Genomic DNA, 19865 nt, shown 5'->3' on the forward strand with positions numbered 1-19865 from the left:
CAACGCGATGCCTGCTCTGGAAATTGAAATCATCAACAAACTGGGCCTGCATGCCCGTGCTTCAGCGAAATTCGTTGGCGTTGCCGGTGAATTCAAGGATTGCTCGATCAGAGTAGGGCGCACGCCGGAATCCACAGTCGACGGTAAAAGCATCATGGCCATGATGATGTTGGCGGCTGGCAAGGGCACCAGGATCCACCTGAGCACTGAAGGCGAACAGGCTGAGGAGGCGCTGCAGGCATTGGTGGCACTGATCAACGACTACTTCGGCGAAGGCGAGTAAAAATCAAGATCAAAAGATCGCAGCCTTCGGCAGCTCCTACAGGGGAACGCGATCCATGTAGGAGCTGCCGAAGGCTGCGATCTTTTGATTTTCAGGCGAGCGCCGTATCCATCACCATCATCAAACAAAACCCCATCAGCAACCCCAGACTCGCCAGTTTGTCGTGACCATTACGCCGCGACTCAGGGATGATTTCATGGGTCACCACCAGCAGCATCGCCCCGGCCGCCAGCGCCAAACCCAATGGCAACAACAATTCAGCCAGGCTCACCAACCAAGCACACAACAGTGCGAAGACCGGCTCTACCAGCCCTGACCCAGCACCGATCAGGAACGCCTTGATCCGCGACATCCCGGCCCCGGCCAACACCAATGCGATCACCAGGCCCTCGGGCACATCCTGCAAGGCAATGCCCATGGCCAGGCTGTCGGCGTCGGGCATACCACCGCCAGCCGACACCCCGACCGCCATGCCCTCGGGAATGTTGTGGGCGATGATGGCGAACACAAAAAGCCAGATCCGCGCAGGGATCACCGGCCGTTCCAAGGTGCCAGCCAGCATTTGCGGACAGGCCCCGGAAACCTTGCGATCCACCAGAAACAACCCGAACGCGCCGAGCATGATACCGAAGCTGATCAGACCACTGGCCGCCCAAGGCGTCAGCCCCAGGCTTTCGGCCGCAGAGATACCCGGGACGATCAGCGAGAACGCGGTCGCCGCGAGCATCACCCCGGCACCGAAACCGAGCAGGGTATCGCTGAGCGTCTGTGGCATGCGCCGAATCACCAGCACCGGCACCGCCCCCAGCGCGGTGCCCAAGGCGCAGATCGCCCCTCCTTGCAGGGCACGCGACAGCTTCGGTTCCAGGTCCAGCCATGCCAATCCCTGGGCTGCCAGCAACGTCATACCCGCCAGCAGTAACAACGATCCCAGCGCGTAACGAAACATTCGTCCGCTGCCGATCGCCAGTATTTCAGTGCCCATAATCGGCCTTGGATTCTTGTTATCGATGACTTAAACCAGCGCAGCCTGATAGCGTGCTGCGACTTCGGGCCAATTGATCACGTTGTAGAACGCGTTGATGTATTCCGGACGACGGTTCTGATAGCGCAGGTAATAAGCGTGCTCCCAGACATCGAGACCGAGGATGGGCGTGTTGCCATTCATCAACGGGCTGTCCTGGTTGCCACTGCTTTCCACGACCAGGGTCTTTTGCGGCGTGACGCTCAACCATGCCCAGCCACTGCCGAAACGCGTCAGTGCGGCTTTGGTGAACGCCTCTTTGAAACTGTCGAGACCGCCCAGCTGTTCATCGATGGCCTTGGCCAACAGACCGTCAGGCGCGCCGCCGGCGTTGGGCGCCATGACTTCCCAGAACAGCGAATGGTTGGCATGGCCGCCGCCCTGATTGATCACCGCGGTGCGAAGCTTTTCCGGGAGTTGCTGGACGCTGGCCACCAGTTTTTCCACCGACCATTCGGCAAACTCTGTGCCTTCGACGGCCGCGTTGAGGTTGTTGATGTAGGTCTGGTGGTGCTTGGTGTAGTGGATTTCCATGGTCTGCGCATCGAGGTGCGGTTCCAGGGCATCGTAGGCGTAGGGCAAGGCAGGCAAGGTAAAAGCCATGTTCAATGGACTCCATGTTGATGAGAGGCCGGCGGATGCCGGGGCGATGCAGCATCCATGTGCAACAGCCGATGAGTACGTGGGTATTCACCGTATTCACTGATGAAATTCAGCAGTTCGACATAGGTTTTGCTGCTCTGGCGCAGCGCCGCCTCGCGCAGCGCCGGAGCCAGTCGCGTGTCCTGCAGGGTCTGCAACAACCGTTGATGGATGGCGCACAGGTACTCGGCGCTTTCCTCCGGCTGATTCAGGCGCAGGTGCAGGTCCGCGAGGTTATGGTGGGAAATCACGCAAGCAGCCACCGCTTCGTCGGCATCCGCCCAGCGCCCGAACAACACCTGGGCCAGCGCCAGTGCCTGCAAGTAAGCCTCGCGGGCATCGACGAATTCGCCCCGCATGAAACAGCGATTAGCCCTTTCGATCGTGCGTTTCCAGTGCTCCATGGTGAGCCTCCAAAGCGGTAGCGGTGATTACACGCCGCCTGCGGTGAGTTTTTCTGGATCAAGCAAAACCTCAAGCTGGCTGCGTGTCAGGTCGGTGTGTTCCAGGGCGACATCAATCACCGGGCGACCCTGCTGATAAGCCTGCTTGGCGATCTCAGCGGCTTTTTGGTAACCAATGATCGGGTTGAGTGCGGTAACCAGAATCGGGTTGCGCGACAGCGTTTCCTTGAGCCGGGCCTCGTTGACCTTGAAGCTGGCGATGGCCTTGTCACCCAGCAGACGGCTGGCGTTGGCCAGCAACTCGATACTGCTCAGCAGGTTCTGGGCGATGATCGGCAGCATCACGTTCAATTCGAAGTTGCCCGACTGGCCGGCGATGGTGATCACCGTGTCGTTTCCGATCACCTGCGCGGCAACCATCGCGGTGGCTTCCGGGATCACCGGGTTGACCTTGCCCGGCATGATCGAGGAGCCAGGCTGCAAGGCTTCGAGTTCGATTTCGCCGAGGCCGGCCAACGGGCCGGAGTTCATCCAGCGCAGGTCGTTGGCGATTTTCATCAGCGACACGGCGGTGGCCTTGAGCTGACCGGAGACCGCGACCGCCGTGTCCTGGGAGCCGATCAGCGCGAACAGATCCTTGCCCGGCTTGAATTGCACCTGAGTCAGTTTGCTCAACTGCTGACTGAATCGCACCGCGAACTCCGGATGCGCGTTGATACCGGTGCCCACCGCGGTGCCGCCCTGAGCCAGGGATTGCAGGCTCGGCAGCAAGTCTTGCAGGTGGCCGATATTGGCCTTGAGCTGTTGCGCCCAACCGTTGAGCACCTGGCTCATGCGCACCGGCATCGCGTCCATCAGGTGTGTACGACCGGTTTTGACGTGGTGATGAACCTGTTCGGCCTTGCGCTCGATCACCTGCACCAGATGCACCAGCGCCGGCAACAATTGCTCATGCAGCGCCAGTGCGGCGCTGACGTGGAGGGTCGTCGGGATAATGTCGTTGCTGCTTTGGCCACAGTTGACGTGATCATTGGGGTTCACCGGCTCGCCGAGCAGTCGGCTGGCCAGGGTGGCAATCACTTCGTTGGCATTCATGTTGGAGCTGGTGCCAGAGCCGGTCTGGAAAATATCCACCGGGAAGTGCTGCATGAAGTCGCCTTCAAGCAGCCCTTGCGCCGCGTCGACGATGGCTTTGCCCTGGGATTCGCTGATTTGCTTGAGCTCGACGTTGGCCCGGCGGCAGCGGCCTTGGCCAGGATCAATGCACGGATGAACTGCACCGGCATCGTCTTGCCGCTGATCGGGAAGTTATCCACTGCTCGCTGGGTTTGCGCGCCATAGAGGGCGTCTTCCGGGACTTGAAGCTCGCCCATGCTGTCACGTTCGATACGCGTGTTACTCATCGGGAAATCCTTGCACCAGTTCTAGGAGGGGAATCGAGGGCTGCAACTCGCAGGCCGCCAGTTGCCAGGTGTAGCTTTGCCAGCGCTTGAGGCGGCACTTACACAAGGAGAGGCGTTCCAGCTCGCGCAAGGGGCGCCAGGCCTGGTCGAGGCAGAAGGTGCGCCAGTGCCACGGCAGTGCGACATCGGCGGCGGTGTCGAGCAACAAACGGAAGGAGGTTTCAGCGATGGTCCAGGGAGACGTTGCCGTGCAACAGGCCAGATACCGGCCTTCGGCCAGGTAATGGTCGATCAGGCGAGGCTCATCGGGATCCATCGCGCAACGGATCTGACGACTCATCCAGCGCCAGCTTTCGAGGTAAGGCTGCTCATGCAAGGCAGGACTCATGATCCGGGCTCATTCGATAATGAGATTTATTATTATATGATAATGATAACCAAGACAACCCCGGACACACAGATCAAAAGATCGCAGCCTTCGGCAGCTCCTACCCTGCTCTCGTAGGAGCTGCCGAAGGCTGCGATCTTTTGATCTTAAAAAAAAGCGCCACCCGATTGGGTGGCGCGCCTTTTGTGTAACGGTAGGGCTTAGCTACCCGCCACCGTCATCCGCTCAATCAACACCGAACCCGTGCGAATGTTGCTGCGCAGTTCCAGATCATTCCCCACTGCGACAATCTGCTTGAACATGTCGCGCATGTTGCCGGCGATGGTCACTTCCTGGACCGCGAACTGGATTTCACCGTTCTCGACCCAGAAACCTGCCGCGCCACGGGAATAATCGCCAGTGACCATGTTCAAGCCGTGGCCCATCAGCTCGGTGACCAGCAAACCACGCCCCATGCGACGCAACAGGGCGGCCTGATCCTCATCGCCATGGGTCACGAACAGGTTGTGTACGCCGCCCGCGTTGGCAGTGCTCGGCATGCCCAGCTTGCGTCCGGAATAGGTGCCGAGGATGTACGACACCAACACACCGTTCTCGACGAACGGTTTGGCATAGGTCGCCAAGCCATCGCCATCGAACGCCGAACTGCCCATCGCGCGCATCAAGTGCGGACGCTCATCAAGGGTCAGCCATTCCGGGAACAGTTTCTGCCCCAGCGTGCCTTCCAGGAACGATGACTTGCGATACAGACTGCCGCCAGACACCGCCGACAGGAAGCTGCCGAACAACCCACCGGCCAACTCGGCCGAAAACAGCACCGGCACTTCGCAAGTCGGCACCGGACGCGCGCCCAAACGGCTCGCCGCCCGTTGCGCGGCACGTTGGCCGATGCTTACCGGGTCGGCCAGCAAGTTACCCTGCCGGCTCACGTCGTACCAGTAATCGCGCTGCATCTGGCCTTCGGCCTCGGCGATCATCACGCAGCTCAGGCTGTGGCGAGTAGACGCGTAACCGCCGATAAAGCCGTGGCTGTTGCCGTAGACGCGGCAGCCCTGGTGAGTGCTGAGGGTGGTGCCGTCGGCGTTCTTGATCCGACTGTCGGTGGCAAACGCCGCCGCTTCACAGGTCAGGGCCATCTCGATGGCTTGCTCAGGGGTGATGTCCCATTGGTGGAACAGGTCGAAATCGTGCAGATCCCTGGCCATCAGCGCTGCATCGGCCAGGCCCGAGGCTTCGTCTTCCGAGGTGTGCCTGGCGATGGCCAGTGCGGCAGCGACGGTTTCGCGAATCGCTTCCGGACCGCTGGCCGATGTGCTGGCCGAGCCTTTGCGCTGGCCAACGTACAAGGTGATGCCAAAGCCCTGGTCGCGGTTGAATTCGACGGTTTCGACTTCCCGCTGACGCACCGATGTCGACAGGCCCTGCTCCAGCGATACCGCGACTTCACAGGCGCTGGCGCCCTGGCGCCTGGCTTCAGCAATGATCTGCTCGACTTGCTCTTGCAGTGCCGGCAACGCTTGTGGGCCGACGCTTTCAACTGCACTCATGCTGTTCTCCACTCAAATTCTGCTTTCGGCTAGGGCCTTCGAGCGACCGGGCCGGACAAGCGGCCCCCGACTGGTTATCATGGCGGCGTTTCTTTGCGGACGGCCACCATGGTTGATTCTTACGACGACTCCCTCGATACGGGAGAAAAAAGCAAATCCCAGGTTAAACGCGAGCTGCATGCTCTGGTTGACCTCGGCGAGCGCCTTACAACGCTCAAGCCTGACTTGCTGGCAAAACTGCCGTTGACCGACGCCATGCGCCGGGCCCTGGCCGATGCGCCCAAGCACACCGCGAATATCGCGCGTAAACGGCACCTTATGTTCATCGGCAAACTGATGCGCGACCAGGACACTGACGCCATTCTGACCTTGCTCGATCAACTTGATGCCTCCACCCGGCAGTACAACGAACGTTTCCACGGCCTGGAACGCTGGCGCGATCGATTGATCGCAGGCGACGACGGCGTCCTGGAGAAATTCGTTGTCGATTACCCGGAGGCTGATCGTCAACAGTTACGCTCCCTGATCCGTCAGGCCCAGCACGAACTGGCGACCAACAAGCCACCGGCATCGAGCCGTAAAATCTTCAAGTACATCCGTGAGCTGGACGAGGCTCAACGCGGTCTGCGTTAACGTCCAACGGCATCCCGTGTAGGAGCTGCCGCAGGCTGCGATCTTTTGACTTTGATCTTTGCAAAATCAAAAGCAAGATCAAAAGATGCAGCCTGCAGCAGCTCCTACAGAGGATATCCTCAAGACCCTGTGCCACCCACAGTGATCGCATCGATTTTCAGCGTTGGCTGGCCGACACCCACCGGCACCGACTGCCCATCCTTGCCACACGTCCCCACGCCGCTGTCCAGCGCCAGATCGTTACCGACCATCGACACCTTGCTCATGGCTTCCGGCCCATTGCCGATCAACGTCGCGCCTTTGACCGGGGCGGTAATCTTGCCGTCTTCGATCAGGTACGCCTCGCTGGTGGAGAACACGAACTTGCCGCTGGTGATGTCCACCTGACCGCCGCCAAGGTTGGCGCAGTAGATGCCGCGTTTCACCGAGGCGATGATTTCTGCCGGGTCGCTTTCGCCCGCCAGCATGTAGGTGTTGGTCATCCGAGGCATCGGCAGGTGCGCGTAGGATTCGCGACGACCGTTACCGGTGCGGGCCACGCCCATCAGGCGCGCGTTGAGCTTGTCCTGCATGTAGCCTTTGAGCACGCCGTTTTCGATCAGCGTGGTGCACTCGGTCGGGGTGCCTTCGTCATCGACGCTCAACGAGCCACGACGACCCGCCAGGGTGCCGTCATCGACGATGGTGCAGAGCTTGGACGCAACCATCTCGCCCATGCGCCCGCTGTAGGCCGAACTGCCCTTGCGGTTGAAGTCGCCTTCCAGGCCGTGGCCGACGGCTTCGTGCAACAGCACGCCGGACCAGCCCGAACCCAGCACCACCGGCAACGTACCGGCCGGTGCCGGAATCGCTTCCAGGTTCACCAGTGCCTGACGCAGCGCTTCCCGGGCATAACCCATGGCACGGTCGTCGCTGAGGAAATATCGGTAATCGGTACGACCGCCGCCACCATGACCACCGCGCTCGCGGCGACCGTTTTGTTCAACGATCACGCTGACGTTGAAGCGCACCAGCGGCCGTACATCCGCCGCCAGGCTGCCGTCAGTGGAGGCGACAAGAATGCGCTCCCAAACACCGGCCATGCTCACGGTGACTTGCTGGATGCGTGGGTCGAGGGCGCGGGTCGCGACGTCGATGCGCTTGAGCAGTTCGACTTTTTCGGCGCGGGTCATCACTTCCAGCGGGTTGTCCGGCCCGTACAACTGGGCAACATCCTGGGTGGTGAACGCTTGCACTGTGCCGTTCTGCCCGGCGCGGGAGATCGAACGCGCGGCACGAGCCGCCGCGCCGAGTGCTTCGAGGGTGATGGCGTTGCTGTAGGCAAACCCGGTTTTCTCACCCGATTGCGCCCGCACGCCGACGCCCTGGTCGAGGTTGAAGCTGCCTTCCTTGACGATGCCGTCTTCCAGCGCCCAGGACTCGGAGATCTGGCCCTGGAAATACAGGTCGGCAGCATCGATACCCGGCCGGCCAGATCGCCGAGCACACTTTGCAGGCTCTCGATGGTCACGCCGCCGGGCGCTAACAGGTGGTCACTGACTGAGGACAACAACTCGCTCATATGCTTTACGCCTTAAATTCATCGTTCTGAGGCAGGTCGCTGCGCGCCCTGCGAGAAAAAGCGCCGGTGACTGGACACCGGCATCCGCGCCCTGATGGACGCCTGTTCGCTGCTATCGCGTTCGGCCAGCAACACGGCCTCGCCTTGATCCTGTTGCGCCAGCACGCGCCCCCACGGGTCGACGATGGCGGCATGTCCATAAGTCTCTCGCGGCCCCGGATGGGTGCCACCCTGAGCGGCCGCGAGTAGGTAGCATTGGGTCTCAATAGCCCGTGCGCGAATCAGCACATCCCAATGGGCTGCGCCAGTCACGGCGGTGAAGGCCGATGGCGCGGTGATCAGTTGCGCACCGGCAGCCCGCAATTCGCTGTAGAGCTCCGGGAAACGCAGGTCATAACACACCGTCAGGCCGACTCGGCCGACGGGTGTGTCTGCCACGACTACCCCACTGCCATAAGCATAGTCATCGGATTCGCGATAACGCCCGCGATTGTCCGCCACATCGACGTCGAACAAGTGCAACTTGTCATACCGTGCAACGGTTTCGCCCTGATCATCCACCAGCAGCGAGCAGGCATGCACTTTCGCCGTCGGCTGGTCAGCCGGCGGTAACGGCAAGGTGCCGGCTACTATCCATAACTTGAGGGCGCGGGCGGTCTGTTTCAACCACGGCAGGATCGGACCTTCGCCCAAGGCTTCGGCGCGGCCGATGTCGGCGATGTCGCGACGGCCCATGGCGGCGAAGTTTTCCGGCAGCACCGCCAGCCGAGCGCCAGCGTTCGCCGCTTGCTCAAGCAAGCGACGGGCCTGGGCCAGATTGGCCAGCACATCGCTCTGGCTGACCATTTGAATCACCGCTACAGACATGGCCATTTCCTTATCTGGAATCAACACATACTCGTAGGAGCTGCCGCAGGCTGCGATCTTTTGACTTTGATCTTTGCAAAATCAAAAGCAAGATCAAAAGATCGCAGCCTGCGGCAGCTCCTACAGGGGACTTACGGCCATGCTACTCCATAGCTCTTGAGAGTGGCTTTTGAAAAAGAGCATCAAAAAGGTTTATCCAGAGTGATCTTCGGCTCCTTCCATGGGCCTTTGACGGTGTATTTGACGCTGGCGAATCGCGCCACGCGGTCGCCGATCAGTTTGTCGATCAGGAACAGCGCACCGCCAATGGCTGGCGCGCCGACAATCAGTGCGGCAATCGGCAGGTTGTTCGTCAGCGGCAACGTCACCAGCAACTTGGCGTCGACATTATCGCCCACCAGATCCAGCGTGCCGTTGATCTCCAGATTGCTCGACGGACCGGTCAGCACGATCGGCTCGCGAGTGACATAAACCCCGTTACTCGCCACCAACAGGCCTTTGACCCGGTCGTAGCTCAGACCTTTGCCAAACAGATCGGAGAAGTCCAGGCGCAGGCGCCGACCAATCGAGTTGAAGTTAAGCAGACCAAATACCCGCAATGCCTGGGCGCCGCCCTCGACTTCGACAAACTGACCTTTGTTCAACGATGCATCGAGGCTGCCAGAGAAGCGCTTGGTGGCCAACCAGGCCGGGGATCCCGGCCATCGGCCATCGACATCCATGTGAAAGTCCTGACTGGTGACGCTCGGGGCAAAGCCCCAGCCCTTGAGTACATCGGCCAGGTTCTTGCCGCTGATTCGGCCCTTGTACCAACTGTTGGTGGCACCCGGCGTGCCTTCCCAGCCCCCGTTGCCCTGCAACAGAATGCCCTTGAGGCCCATGTCCAGCGTATTGAGAGCGATGCCTTTGGCCGTCGGGCGGACTTTCAGCGACCAGGCGCCGACCAGGTCATCGCCCTGGAACAGCTGATTGATGAGGATATCCAGCGCGGGAATTTTCGTCGGGTCCACGGAGACCAGCGGGTCCGGCGAGTTTTCATCGGCCAGCACGGTCGGGTCGGGGGCCGGCAATTTCACGTATTGCAGATTGATCGCAATCGGCGTGGCTTTCGCGTCCGGGATAGTCACGCTGCCCTTGGCCTGCTGACTGTCGAGTTGCAAGGCCCAGACTGACGGTTGGCGGGTCAACTGCACCGATGCCTGATCCAGTGTCGTACCGAAGCCACTGAGCTTGCCGACTTTGAAGTCCGCGCCGCTAAGCAACTGCTTGGCGCTACCTCCCGGGTCCTGACCGGCGTACTTGTCCACCAGGTCTTTCCATGGGCCGACGTCCAGTTCCGACAGCACCCCACTGACGCGCAAGCCCTTGGTGGCCGGCAGCACGGCATTGCCGCCACCGAGGAACAATTCACCGCGACCGTCGCCGAAATTACCCGGCGGCGCCGCGAAAGTGAAATTCGCCAGGTCGCCATAACTGACCCAATAACGCCGCTCCGGCCCTTGCAGCGTCATGCGGAACACCGTGTCACGCCCCACATCGGTGGCCATGCCGAACGGTGCCGGCAAATCGACGGCAACGCCTTTGAGGTTGGAGCTGACCATCAATTGGCTGTCCGGCCCATTGAGGTTCAGTTGCAATTGGTAAGGGACCACGCCGGACACCGGCAACGGCTGGGTCACGTTGAGCCAGTCGGTGAGTTTCTTCACCTCGACCTGACCGGAAGCGCTGACCCGGGTGTTGAGTTTGCCGGGCTGCCATCGGCAAAAATCTGCGCGGTCACCGGTTTGTCGAAGGCCCGCGCGCTGATGTTCTGACCGCTCAAACCCTTGCTGCTGTCGAAGCGGAAATCGCCTTTGAGCTGAGTCAGTTCCAGGGTCGGCTCGGCCAATTTCAGCCGGGCCTTGGCGGTCTTGAAGTCGACGAGAATCTTCGGCAGATCGCCTTTGGCCAGCGGGATGTCCAGCTTCAGCTTGCCCTGCAGGTCGCCATCGCCTTCCCAACCGGCAAAGGAGTCGGCGGTGCCGATCGGTGCCTGCTGAAGAATTTTCAGGCCATCGCCCAAGCCTCCGGCGAACGCACCGTCGAGGAACAGGTGGACGTTTTGCCCGGCAGGGGTATGCGGGATGTTGACGTAGACATCGCTGACCTGTGTGTCGAGCAACTGACCTTTGCTGGCCAGGATCCGCACACCGCTGTCTTCGATAAACACATCACCACTGACCTTGCTGACGTGCGGCCAACCCGGCTGGAACGCCAGTTCGGCGTCATGAACCTTGAAGAACAGGCTGATGCTGCGAGCGTGCTCAGGCGCGCCGTGGTTCAGCGAACCCTGGTACTGGAAGAAACCCTGGTCCACGGCACCTTTGAGAATCGCCGTGCGCAGCCATTCGTCCAGCGCCGGGCTGAGGACTTCGGGCAAGTACTTGGCGGTGTATTTGCCGTCGCCGTCCACCAGGCCGACCCGCAGGTCCATGTAGTCTTCCTGGGTGTGATCGAAATGCAGGCGAATCAGGAAGTCGCCGGCGATCTTGCCCTCTTCGCCCAGCACCTTCAGGTACGGCGCGATCAACGTGAAGCCTTCTTTATCGAGTGTCCAGGTCAGCCGGGCATTGGCCTGGATGTACTGCCATGGCTTGGCGAAAATCGGGTCCAGGTGCAGGACAAAATCCTTGCTGTCCATGCGCAACTCGCCGTGACCGAGGTCACCGCTGATGCTGCCGCTGACATTACGCGCGGCCGGTGCACCGTGATAAGCATCGAAGCCGACCTGTTCCAGGTTGGCGGCGAAACTGAATTGGCTGTCATCGGTGGCATTGGGCCGCAGGTCGATCAACACGTTGCGCAATGCACCCGTGACCTTGAGCTTCTCGACAGCGGTGGCCACACCTTCAGGCAGTGGCCCCAAGGCATTGAGCAGCGGCGTGAGCGGCGCCAGGTCCAGACGATCGGCTTGCAGATGCCAAAGCTCTTCGGTCTTGTCGGTGGCTTCGCTTTGTTTGAGTTGCAGGTGGGTTTCCCAGCGAGTGTCGCCCAGGCTCATGGCCAGGGAATCGAAGGTCACCACGGCGCCTTCGCTACTGCGCTGGAAGTAACCGTTCAGCGCCAGGTTGTTGATCTGGATTGGCTTGCGCTCGGCGTAGGCGCCTTTGAGTTGCGGGGCGTTGAGGCTAATCGCCGCGCTTTGCACCGCGCCCTCGCCCCAGCTCAGCCAAAGCTCGCCGCCGGCCTTGATCTCGGAGAAATTCCATTGCCGGGTCAGGCGCCCGGCAACCATTTCGACCAGTCGCTTTGCGGCAGACTCAGGTAAGCCTCGGCTTCGCCGTCCTTCCACCCACTGGCACGCACGCGGGTACGCAGGCTCATTGCCACTGGCTGACCATCGGGCAAGGTCAGGCGCGCGTCGAGTCGCTGGCGGGAAGCGCCGCTTTTCAGGTTCAGGCCGACGTAGGTCAACGTCAGCGGTTCATGGTCCACGGGCTGCAAGGTGATCTGGCTATCGAGTACCGACAGCTGTTCGATCATTTGCAGTCTATTGAGCAGTTGTTCCGGGTCGAGCGGCTGGTCCTGCTGCACCGGCAAACCTTCCAGCGCCCATTGACCGTCCTCGCTTTCCTTGAGGCTGATCTTCAGACCATTGAGTTCCAGGTGAGCAATGCGCACTTGCCGGGCCATCAGGCTGGCCCAGAGGTCCGGCACGGCGCGCACGTTATCCAGGCGCAGGGCATTGGTGCCCTCGCCGACCGTCACGTCGTGAGCCAGCAGAATCGGCGCAAAACCGCTCCAGCTACCTTCCAGCCTGCCGATTTGCAGGGGCATGGCCAACGCGTCACTGGCCTTGGTCTCGATGTCGGCGCGGTATTCGGCCACCAGCGGCGTCAGTTCCCGACCGAGACTGACGTACAACGCCATCAGCACCAGTACCAACGCACACAGGCCCAGCCCCCAGCGGGTCATTGCAGCCAAAATGCGTGTCAGACGGTCCATGTCAGTTGGCTCCCATGGCATAAATACTGCAAAAAGCTGAGGCCAGCCGTTCTAGTAGCGGTGAAACCTGGAGATTCAGAGCAGCACCACGTCGTATTGTTCCTGGGAATACATGGTTTCTACCTGGAACCGTATGGTGCGACCGATAAAGCCTTCCAGCTCGGCGACATTGCCGGACTCTTCATCGAGCAAACGATCCACCACTTTCTGATTCGCCAAGACACGATAGCCCTCCGCTTGATAGGCGCGGGCTTCGCGGAGAATTTCGCGGAAAATTTCGTAGCAGACCGTTTCCGGGGTCTTGAGCTTGCCGCGCCCCTGGCAACTGCTGCACGGTTCGCACAGCACCTGTTCGAGACTTTCCCGGGTGCGCTTGCGTGTCATCTGCACCAGGCCCAATTCGGTGATACCGATGATGTTGGTCTTGGCGTGATCGCGCTCCAGTTGCTTCTCAAGCGTGCGCAGCACCTGACGCTGGTGCTCTTCGTCTTCCATGTCGATGAAGTCGATGATGATGATCCCGCCCAGGTTGCGCAGGCGTAGCTGACGGGCAATAGCGGTGGCGGCTTCGAGGTTGGTCTTGAAGATGGTTTCTTCGAGGTTGCGATGGCCCACGAATGCGCCGGTGTTGACGTCGATGGTGCTCATGGCTTCCGCCGGGTCCACCACCAGATAACCACCGGACTTGAGCGGTACTTTGCGTTCCAGGGCTTTCTGGATTTCATCTTCGACGCCGTACAGGTCAAAAATCGGCCGCTCGCCGGGGTAATGCTCAAGGCGATCAGCGATTTCCGGCATCAGCTCGGCGACGAATTGCGTGGTTTTCTGGAAGGTTTCCGGGAGTCGATCCGGATCTTTTCGATCTTCGGGCTCACCAGGTCACGCAAAGTCCGCAGGGCCAGGCCGAGGTCTTCGTAGATCACGCTCGGGGCACCGATGGTTTGGATCTGGGCGTTGATCTGGTCCCACAGACGGCGCAGGTAGCGGATGTCCATGAGAATTTCATCGGCCCCGGCACCTTCGGCGGCGGTACGCAAAATGAAGCCGCCGGCTTCTTTGATGCCTTCTGTGGCCACGCAGTCGGTGACCACTTGCTTGAGGCGTTCGCGCTCGGCTTCGTCTTCAATCTTCAGGGAAATGCCGACGTGGGCCGTGCGCGGCATGTACACCAGATAACGCGACGGAATCGACAGCTGCGTGGTCAGGCGCGCGCCTTTTGAGCCGATCGGGTCCTTGGTGACTTGCACCACCAGGCTCTGGCCTTCGTGCACCAGGCTGCTGATGCTTTCTACAGCCGGGCCTTCACGCAGGGAAATTTCCGAGGCATGAATGAACGCTGCACGGTCCAGGCCGATGTCGACGAAGGCCGCCTGCATGCCCGGTAAAACACGTACGACTTTGCCTTTATAGATGTTGCCGACGATCCCGCGCTTTTGCGTGCGTTCGACATGAACCTCTTGCAGAACACCGTTTTCGACCACCGCCACGCGCGATTCCATCGGCGTGATGTTGATCAGAATCTCTTCACTCATGGCAGGGTCTCGTTCAGGCATGTTCACGATAATGGCCGCATCTTGTCAGTACGACGCTTAGCGCGCGTTAAGGGTTTGCCAACAGGGTATGCCGAAACGGCCGAGTAGTTCTGCGGTTTCGCACAGCGGCAGTCCGACCACCGCCGAATAGCTGCCATCGAGCCCGGCGACAAACACTGCGCCCAGTCCCTGAATACCATAGCCGCCGGCCTTGTCCCGGGGTTCACCGCTGGCCCAGTAGGCCGCCGCTTCCTGGGCGCTGATCGGGCGAAAACGTACCAGACTACGCACCACCAAAGACTCACAGCGCTCGCCGTCGAGCAGCGCGATGGCCGTCAGGACTTCATGTTCATGACCGGACAACATTTCAAGCATGGCGCACGCGTCGGCTTCGTCCACCGGTTTGCCGAGAATTTTTCCATCCAGCACCACCGCCGTGTCGGCGCCCAACACGCAAAACGACGCATCAGACACGACTGTAGCGCGCCCGGCTTCGGCCTTGCCGCGCGCCAGGCGCTCGACATAAGCCGACGGGGTTTCGTCGTTCAAAGGGGTTTCATCGATGTCCGCACTGATGGCGGAGAACGGCACGCCGATCTGCGTGAGCAGTTCACGCCGGCGTGGCGAGCCTGAGGCCAGATACAGTTTTTTCATCAAGACATCTCCCTGTTTAGTGCCCTGCCTCACAAATACTGTTCCTTTTTGGCGGCGTCCGTTGTTGCCATACTGCGTTGCCGCTCCTCGCCATAGCCAGCTATGACTCGTCGCGGCGCCTTGTCTGGCAACAACAGCCACTCGCCAAAAAAGAAACGTATTTGCGAGGCAAGGCACCGTGCGGGCTAATGCCTGACCGTATTAATTGATTTTGTAACGTCGACGCAAACCACGCAAACCGAAGCTGACCCACGGCCAGAGCAACGCACTCACCAACGCCGGCAGCACCAGCGCCAAGGTCGGCTGACGGTTGCCGGTCAGGGCGCTGAGCCACAGTTGAACCAGTTGGGCCAGGCCGAAGATCACCAGCAGCACCAGGCACTGCTGCCACATCGGGAACATCCGCAGACGCTGTTGCAGCGACAGCACCAGGAAGGTGATGAGTGTCAGGATCAACGCGTTCTGGCCAAGCAATGTGCCATAGAGCACGTCTTCAGCCAGCCCCAGGCAAAAAGCGGTCACCATGCCGACTTTTTGCGGCATGGCCAGGGCCCAGAATGCCAGCAGCAAGGCCAGCCAGAGTGGGCGCAGGATTTCCATGAATTGTGGCAACGGCGAAACGCTGAGCAACAGACCGATGGCGAAGGTCAGCCAGACGATCCAGACGTTTCGGGATGCAGTCGCACCGGCCATTATTCTCGTCCCCCAGTGGTGGCCGGTGCAGAGACAGGCGGTTTGGCAGCAGGTTTCACAGCAGGCGGCTTGGCGACAGGCTTGCCCGGATGGGTGGTTGCCGCAGGCTTGGCAGGCGTTGTGACCACTGGTGCGGCGACCGGCGCAGCAACGGCTGGAGCTGGCACGACCGCAGGAATCGGCTTCGGCACGGTTGCCGGGATGATCGGCCCGCCGCCGTGCTGATCCAGAGCCTCCTGGGCCTGGGCTGCATCGTTGGCGCGTTCTTCTGCGGTGCGCCCATCGCTGAACACCAGCAGCAGATAACGGCTGCGGTTCAAGGCTGCGGTCGGTACGGCCCGCACGATGGCAAACGGCTGGCCGGAATCGTGGATCACTTCCTTGACCGTTGCTACCGGGTAACCCGCCGGGAAACGCTGACCGAGGCCGGAGCTGACCAACAGGTCGCCTTCTTTAATGTCGGCGGTGTCGGCGACATGACGCAGTTCCAGGCGTTCCGGATTGCCGGTGCCGCTGGCAATCGCCCGCAGACCGTTACGGTTCACTTGCACCGGAATGCTGTGGGTCGTATCCGTCAGCAACAATACGCGGGAGGTATACGGCATCAACTCCACCACCTGGCCCATCAGGCCACGGGCATCGAGCACCGGCTGACCGAGGACCACACCGTCGCGCTCACCTTTATTAATGATGATGCGATGGGTGAAGGGGTTGGGGTCCATGCCGATCAACTCGGCCACTTCGACCTTCTCGTTGACCAGCGCGGAGGAATTGAGCAACTCGCGCAGCCGAACGTTCTGCTCGGTGAGGGCGGCAAGCTTTTGCATGCGGCCCTGCAACAGCAGGTTTTCGGTCTTGAGTTTTTCGTTCTCGGCAACCAGCTCGGTCCGGCTGCCAAATTGGCTGGCCACACCTTGCCATAGCCGCTGTGGCAGGTCGGTGATCCAGTAAGACTGCATCAACACCAGCGACATCTGACTACGCACTGGCTTGAGCAGTGTGAAGCGGGCATCGACCACCATCAGCGCGACCGATAGCACGACCAGCACCAACAAGCGCACGCCCAGTGAGGGGCCCTTGGCGAAAAGCGGTTTAATAAGCCGCTCCTCCCAGGCATATGTTCTCTTTAATCATACGGCAGACCGGCCTGGATGCAGACTGACAGAAGATAAACGCAACAGGCAGCACTGCAAAGTGCTGCCTGCGCGCTCACAGCATAGATGCATCAGGCGAGATCACTCGCTCGACAGCAGGTCCATGGTGTGTTTATCCATCATTTCCAGGGCACGGCCACCGCCACGAGCCACACAGGTCAGCGGATCTTCGGCAACGATTACCGGCAAACCGGTTTCCTGGGCCAGCAACTTGTCGAGGTCGCGCAGCAAGGCGCCACCACCGGTCAGTACCAGGCCACGCTCGGCGATATCGGAAGCCAGTTCCGGAGGCGATTGCTCCAGCGCGCTTTTAACAGCCTGAACGATGGTGGCCAGGGACTCTTGCAGAGCTTCCAGCACTTCATTGGAGTTCAGGGTGAATGCACGTGGAACGCCTTCGGCCAGGTTACGGCCACGAACGTCGACTTCACGCACTTCGCCGCCCGGGTAGGCCGTACCGATTTCCTGTTTGATGCGCTCGGCGGTGGATTCGCCGATCAGGCTGCCGTAGTTGCGACGCACGTAGGTGATGATCGCTTCGTCGAAACGGTCGCCACCAACTCGTACGGATTCGGCGTAAACCACACCGTTCAGGGAAATCAACGCGATTTCAGTGGTACCGCCACCGATATCGACAACCATCGAACCGCGTGCTTCTTCAACTGGCAGGCCAGCACCGATCGCAGCAGCCATTGGCTCTTCGATCAGGAACACTTCACGAGCACCGGCGCCGAGGGCCGATTCACGGATGGCGCGACGCTCCACTTGGGTGGATTTGCATGGAACGCAGATCAGCACACGAGGGCTAGGCTGCAGGAAGCTGTTTTCGTGAACCTTGTTGATAAAGTACTGCAGCATCTTTTCGCAAACGCTGAAGTCGGCAATGACGCCGTCTTTCATCGGACGAATGGCAGCAATGTTGCCCGGCGTACGGCCGAGCATGCGCTTGGCTTCGGTGCCGACAGCAACGACACTTTTCTGGTTACCGTGTGTCCGAATAGCCACAACGGAGGGCTCATTCAGGACGATTCCGCGCTCGCGCACGTAAATAAGGGTGTTGGCAGTGCCCAGGTCAATGGAAAGATCGCTGGAAAACATGCCACGCAGTTTCTTGAACATGGGAAAGGGACCCTAGGCAACGCGTGGGTAAAAAAGTGCGGCAAACTCTAACAACGACAGGGATTTTGGGCAAGGCGCCAATATGTTAAATTGGCCGCTTTTCTGTGCACCAACCCCCACAATCGCGGCCTTATGACCGTAGAAATGCGGTAGTGTTCCGACAATCTAACACACGGACGCCGTCCGTTCTGTTTTCCACTGGAGAATCGCAATGGCGCTTGAACGCTCCGACGTGGAAAAAATCGCACATCTGGCCTGTCTTGGCCTGAATGATGCCGATCTTCCACACATCACTTCGGCCCTGAACAGCATTCTCGGGCTGGTCGACGAAATGCAGGCGGTCAATACCGATGGTATCGAGCCGCTGGCCCACCCACTGGAAGCCAGCCAGCGCCTGCGTGCAGACGTCGTGACCGAGACCAATCATCGCGAGGCCTATCAGTCCATCGCACCAGCGGTCGAAAACGGCCTGTACCTGGTTCCGAAAGTCATCGACTAAAGGGAAAGAGCCTGCAATGCATCAATTGACTCTGGCCGAGATCGCCCGCGGTCTCGCCGATAAAAAGTTTTCTTCCGAAGAGCTGACCAAAGTCCTGCTGGCGCGTATCGCCCAGCTCGATCCACAGCTCAACAGTTTCATCAGCCTCACCGAAGACCTGGCGCTCCAGCAGGCGAAAGCCGCTGACGCACGCCGGGCCAATGGTGAGAGCGGCGCCCTGCTCGGCGCGCCGATTGCCCACAAAGACCTGTTCTGCACGCAAGGCATCCGCACCAGCTGCGGTTCGAAGATGCTCGACAACTTCAAGGCACCGTACGACGCCACCGTGGTCGCCAAACTGGCCGCTGCCGGCGCCGTGACGCTGGGCAAGACCAACATGGACGAGTTCGCCATGGGTTCGGCCAACGAGTCGAGCTACTACGGCGCGGTGAAAAACCCGTGGAACCTCGAACACGTACCGGGCGGCTCGTCCGGTGGTTCGGCAGCCGCGGTTGCCGCTCGTCTGTTACCTGCCGCGACTGCCACCGATACCGGCGGCTCGATCCGTCAGCCGGCAGCGTTCACCAACCTCACCGGCCTGAAACCGACCTACGGTCGTGTATCGCGCTGGGGCATGATCGCTTACGCCTCCAGTCTCGATCAGGGCGGCCCGTTGGCGCGTACTGCCGAAGACTGCGCAATCCTGCTGCAAGGCATGGCCGGTTTCGATACGAATGACTCCACCAGCATCGACGAACCCGTTCCGGATTACAGCGCCAGCCTCAATACGTCGCTGCAAGGCCTGCGCATCGGCGTGCCGAAGGAATACTTCAGCGCCGGTCTCGACCCGCGCATCGCCGAGCTGATCCACAACAGCGTCAAGGAGCTGGAAAAGCTCGGCGCCGTGATCAAGCAAATCAGCCTGCCGAACATGCAGCACGCGATTCCTGCGTACTACGTGATCGCGCCGGCAGAAGCGTCCTCCAACCTGTCACGTTTCGACGGCGTGCGTTTCGGCCATCGCTGCGCCGATCCGAAAAACCTGGAAGACCTGTACAAGCGCTCCCGTGGCGAAGGTTTCGGCCCGGAAGTGCAGCGCCGGATCATGGTCGGCGCCTATGCGCTGTCGGCCGGCTACTACGACGCCTACTACCTGAAGGCGCAGAAGATTCGTCGCCTGGTGAAGAACGACTTCATGGCCGCCTTCACTGAGGTCGACATCATCCTCGGCCCAACCACGCCGAACCCGGCCTGGAAGATTGGCGCCAACAAAAACGATCCGATCGCCGAGTACCTGGAAGATATCTACACCATCACCGCCAACCTCGCGGGTCTGCCGGGCTTGTCCATGCCAGCCGGTTTTGTCGACGGTCTGCCGGTCGGCGTGCAATTGCTCGCCCCGTATTTCCAGGAAGGTCGCCTGTTGAACGTTGCCCACCAGTATCAGTTACACACTGACTGGCACACCCGCACCCCAACCGGCTTCTGAGGAGAAACAT

General features: G+C 60.4%; 14 protein-coding genes and 4 pseudogenes. 4 read left to right on the plus strand and 14 right to left on the minus strand.

Annotated elements, in window-relative coordinates; genetic code table 11:
- Positions 1-7 precede the first annotated feature (7 nt).
- The gene (locus JFV26_RS23700; protein WP_201195804.1) at positions 8-283 is read left to right on the plus strand and encodes an HPr family phosphocarrier protein; all 276 of its coding nucleotides are present in this window, start codon (positions 8-10) and stop codon (positions 281-283) included.
- 91 nt (positions 284-374) lie between these two features.
- Here JFV26_RS23700 and JFV26_RS23705 read toward each other — a convergent pair whose 3' ends face one another.
- From JFV26_RS23705 to pmbA, 6 genes and pseudogenes are all read right to left on the minus strand, one after another.
- Complete coding sequence (locus tag JFV26_RS23705) at positions 375-1268, minus strand: ZIP family metal transporter (RefSeq protein WP_201195806.1); 894 nt, start codon at positions 1266-1268, stop codon at positions 375-377.
- 30 nt (positions 1269-1298) lie between these two features.
- Positions 1299-1910 carry a superoxide dismutase gene (locus tag JFV26_RS23710; RefSeq protein ID WP_201195808.1) on the minus strand — a complete coding sequence of 204 codons (612 nt, stop codon included), beginning with the start codon at positions 1908-1910 and terminating at the stop codon, positions 1299-1301.
- Between the two features lie 2 nt (positions 1911-1912).
- A complete protein-coding gene (locus JFV26_RS23715; RefSeq protein ID WP_201195810.1) occupies positions 1913-2353 on the minus strand; it encodes a hypothetical protein in 441 nt (146 codons plus the stop codon).
- 27 nt (positions 2354-2380) lie between these two features.
- A pseudogene (locus JFV26_RS23720) lies at positions 2381-3756 on the minus strand (class II fumarate hydratase).
- Positions 3749-4144 (minus strand): FagA protein, encoded by a 396-nt coding sequence (locus JFV26_RS23725; RefSeq protein ID WP_201195812.1) that lies wholly within the window; start codon positions 4142-4144, stop codon positions 3749-3751. Before JFV26_RS23725 ends, JFV26_RS23720 begins: the two are co-directional and overlap by 8 nt.
- Before the next feature lie 200 nt (positions 4145-4344).
- On the minus strand, positions 4345-5691 hold the full coding sequence (pmbA, locus tag JFV26_RS23730; RefSeq protein ID WP_201195814.1) for a metalloprotease PmbA: 1347 nt from the start codon (positions 5689-5691) through the stop codon (positions 4345-4347).
- A gap of 108 nt (positions 5692-5799) precedes the next feature.
- Here pmbA and yjgA point away from each other — a divergent pair, with 108 nt between their 5' ends.
- Positions 5800-6324, plus strand: a complete 525-nt coding sequence (gene yjgA / locus JFV26_RS23735; RefSeq protein ID WP_201195816.1) for a ribosome biogenesis factor YjgA — start codon at positions 5800-5802, stop codon at positions 6322-6324.
- 119 nt (positions 6325-6443) lie between these two features.
- Here the strand turns inward: yjgA and tldD are convergent.
- From tldD to mreB, 8 genes and pseudogenes are all read right to left on the minus strand, one after another.
- Positions 6444-7885 (minus strand): annotated as a pseudogene (gene tldD / locus JFV26_RS23740) (metalloprotease TldD).
- Between the two features lie 18 nt (positions 7886-7903).
- Entirely contained in the window at positions 7904-8752 is an 849-nt protein-coding gene (locus JFV26_RS23745; protein WP_201195817.1) for a carbon-nitrogen hydrolase family protein, read from the minus strand.
- A gap of 182 nt (positions 8753-8934) precedes the next feature.
- Positions 8935-12736, minus strand: a pseudogene (locus JFV26_RS23750) (YhdP family protein).
- Between the two features lie 75 nt (positions 12737-12811).
- Positions 12812-14268 (minus strand): annotated as a pseudogene (rng, locus tag JFV26_RS23755) (ribonuclease G).
- Between the two features lie 57 nt (positions 14269-14325).
- Positions 14326-14922, minus strand: a complete 597-nt coding sequence (locus tag JFV26_RS23760) for a Maf family protein (RefSeq protein ID WP_201195819.1) — start codon at positions 14920-14922, stop codon at positions 14326-14328.
- Positions 14923-15123: 201 nt separating this feature from the next.
- Positions 15124-15615 (minus strand): rod shape-determining protein MreD, encoded by a 492-nt coding sequence (gene mreD / locus JFV26_RS23765; RefSeq protein ID WP_201195821.1) that lies wholly within the window; start codon positions 15613-15615, stop codon positions 15124-15126.
- Complete coding sequence (mreC, locus tag JFV26_RS23770) at positions 15615-16712, minus strand: rod shape-determining protein MreC (RefSeq protein WP_201195898.1); 1098 nt, start codon at positions 16710-16712, stop codon at positions 15615-15617. The genes mreD and mreC overlap by 1 nt, the downstream gene beginning before the upstream one ends.
- Before the next feature lie 138 nt (positions 16713-16850).
- Entirely contained in the window at positions 16851-17888 is a 1038-nt protein-coding gene (gene mreB, locus JFV26_RS23775; protein ID WP_002555108.1) for a rod shape-determining protein MreB, read from the minus strand.
- A gap of 211 nt (positions 17889-18099) precedes the next feature.
- Here mreB and gatC point away from each other — a divergent pair, with 211 nt between their 5' ends.
- Entirely contained in the window at positions 18100-18387 is a 288-nt protein-coding gene (gatC, locus tag JFV26_RS23780) for an Asp-tRNA(Asn)/Glu-tRNA(Gln) amidotransferase subunit GatC (protein WP_007901429.1), read from the plus strand.
- Positions 18388-18403: 16 nt separating this feature from the next.
- Positions 18404-19855 (plus strand): Asp-tRNA(Asn)/Glu-tRNA(Gln) amidotransferase subunit GatA, encoded by a 1452-nt coding sequence (gatA, locus tag JFV26_RS23785; protein ID WP_201195823.1) that lies wholly within the window; start codon positions 18404-18406, stop codon positions 19853-19855.
- Positions 19856-19865 lie beyond the last annotated feature (10 nt).

Origin of the sequence: Pseudomonas sp. TH31, from assembly GCF_016650815.1 — a bacterium.
Lineage (GTDB): Bacteria > Pseudomonadota > Gammaproteobacteria > Pseudomonadales > Pseudomonadaceae > Aquipseudomonas.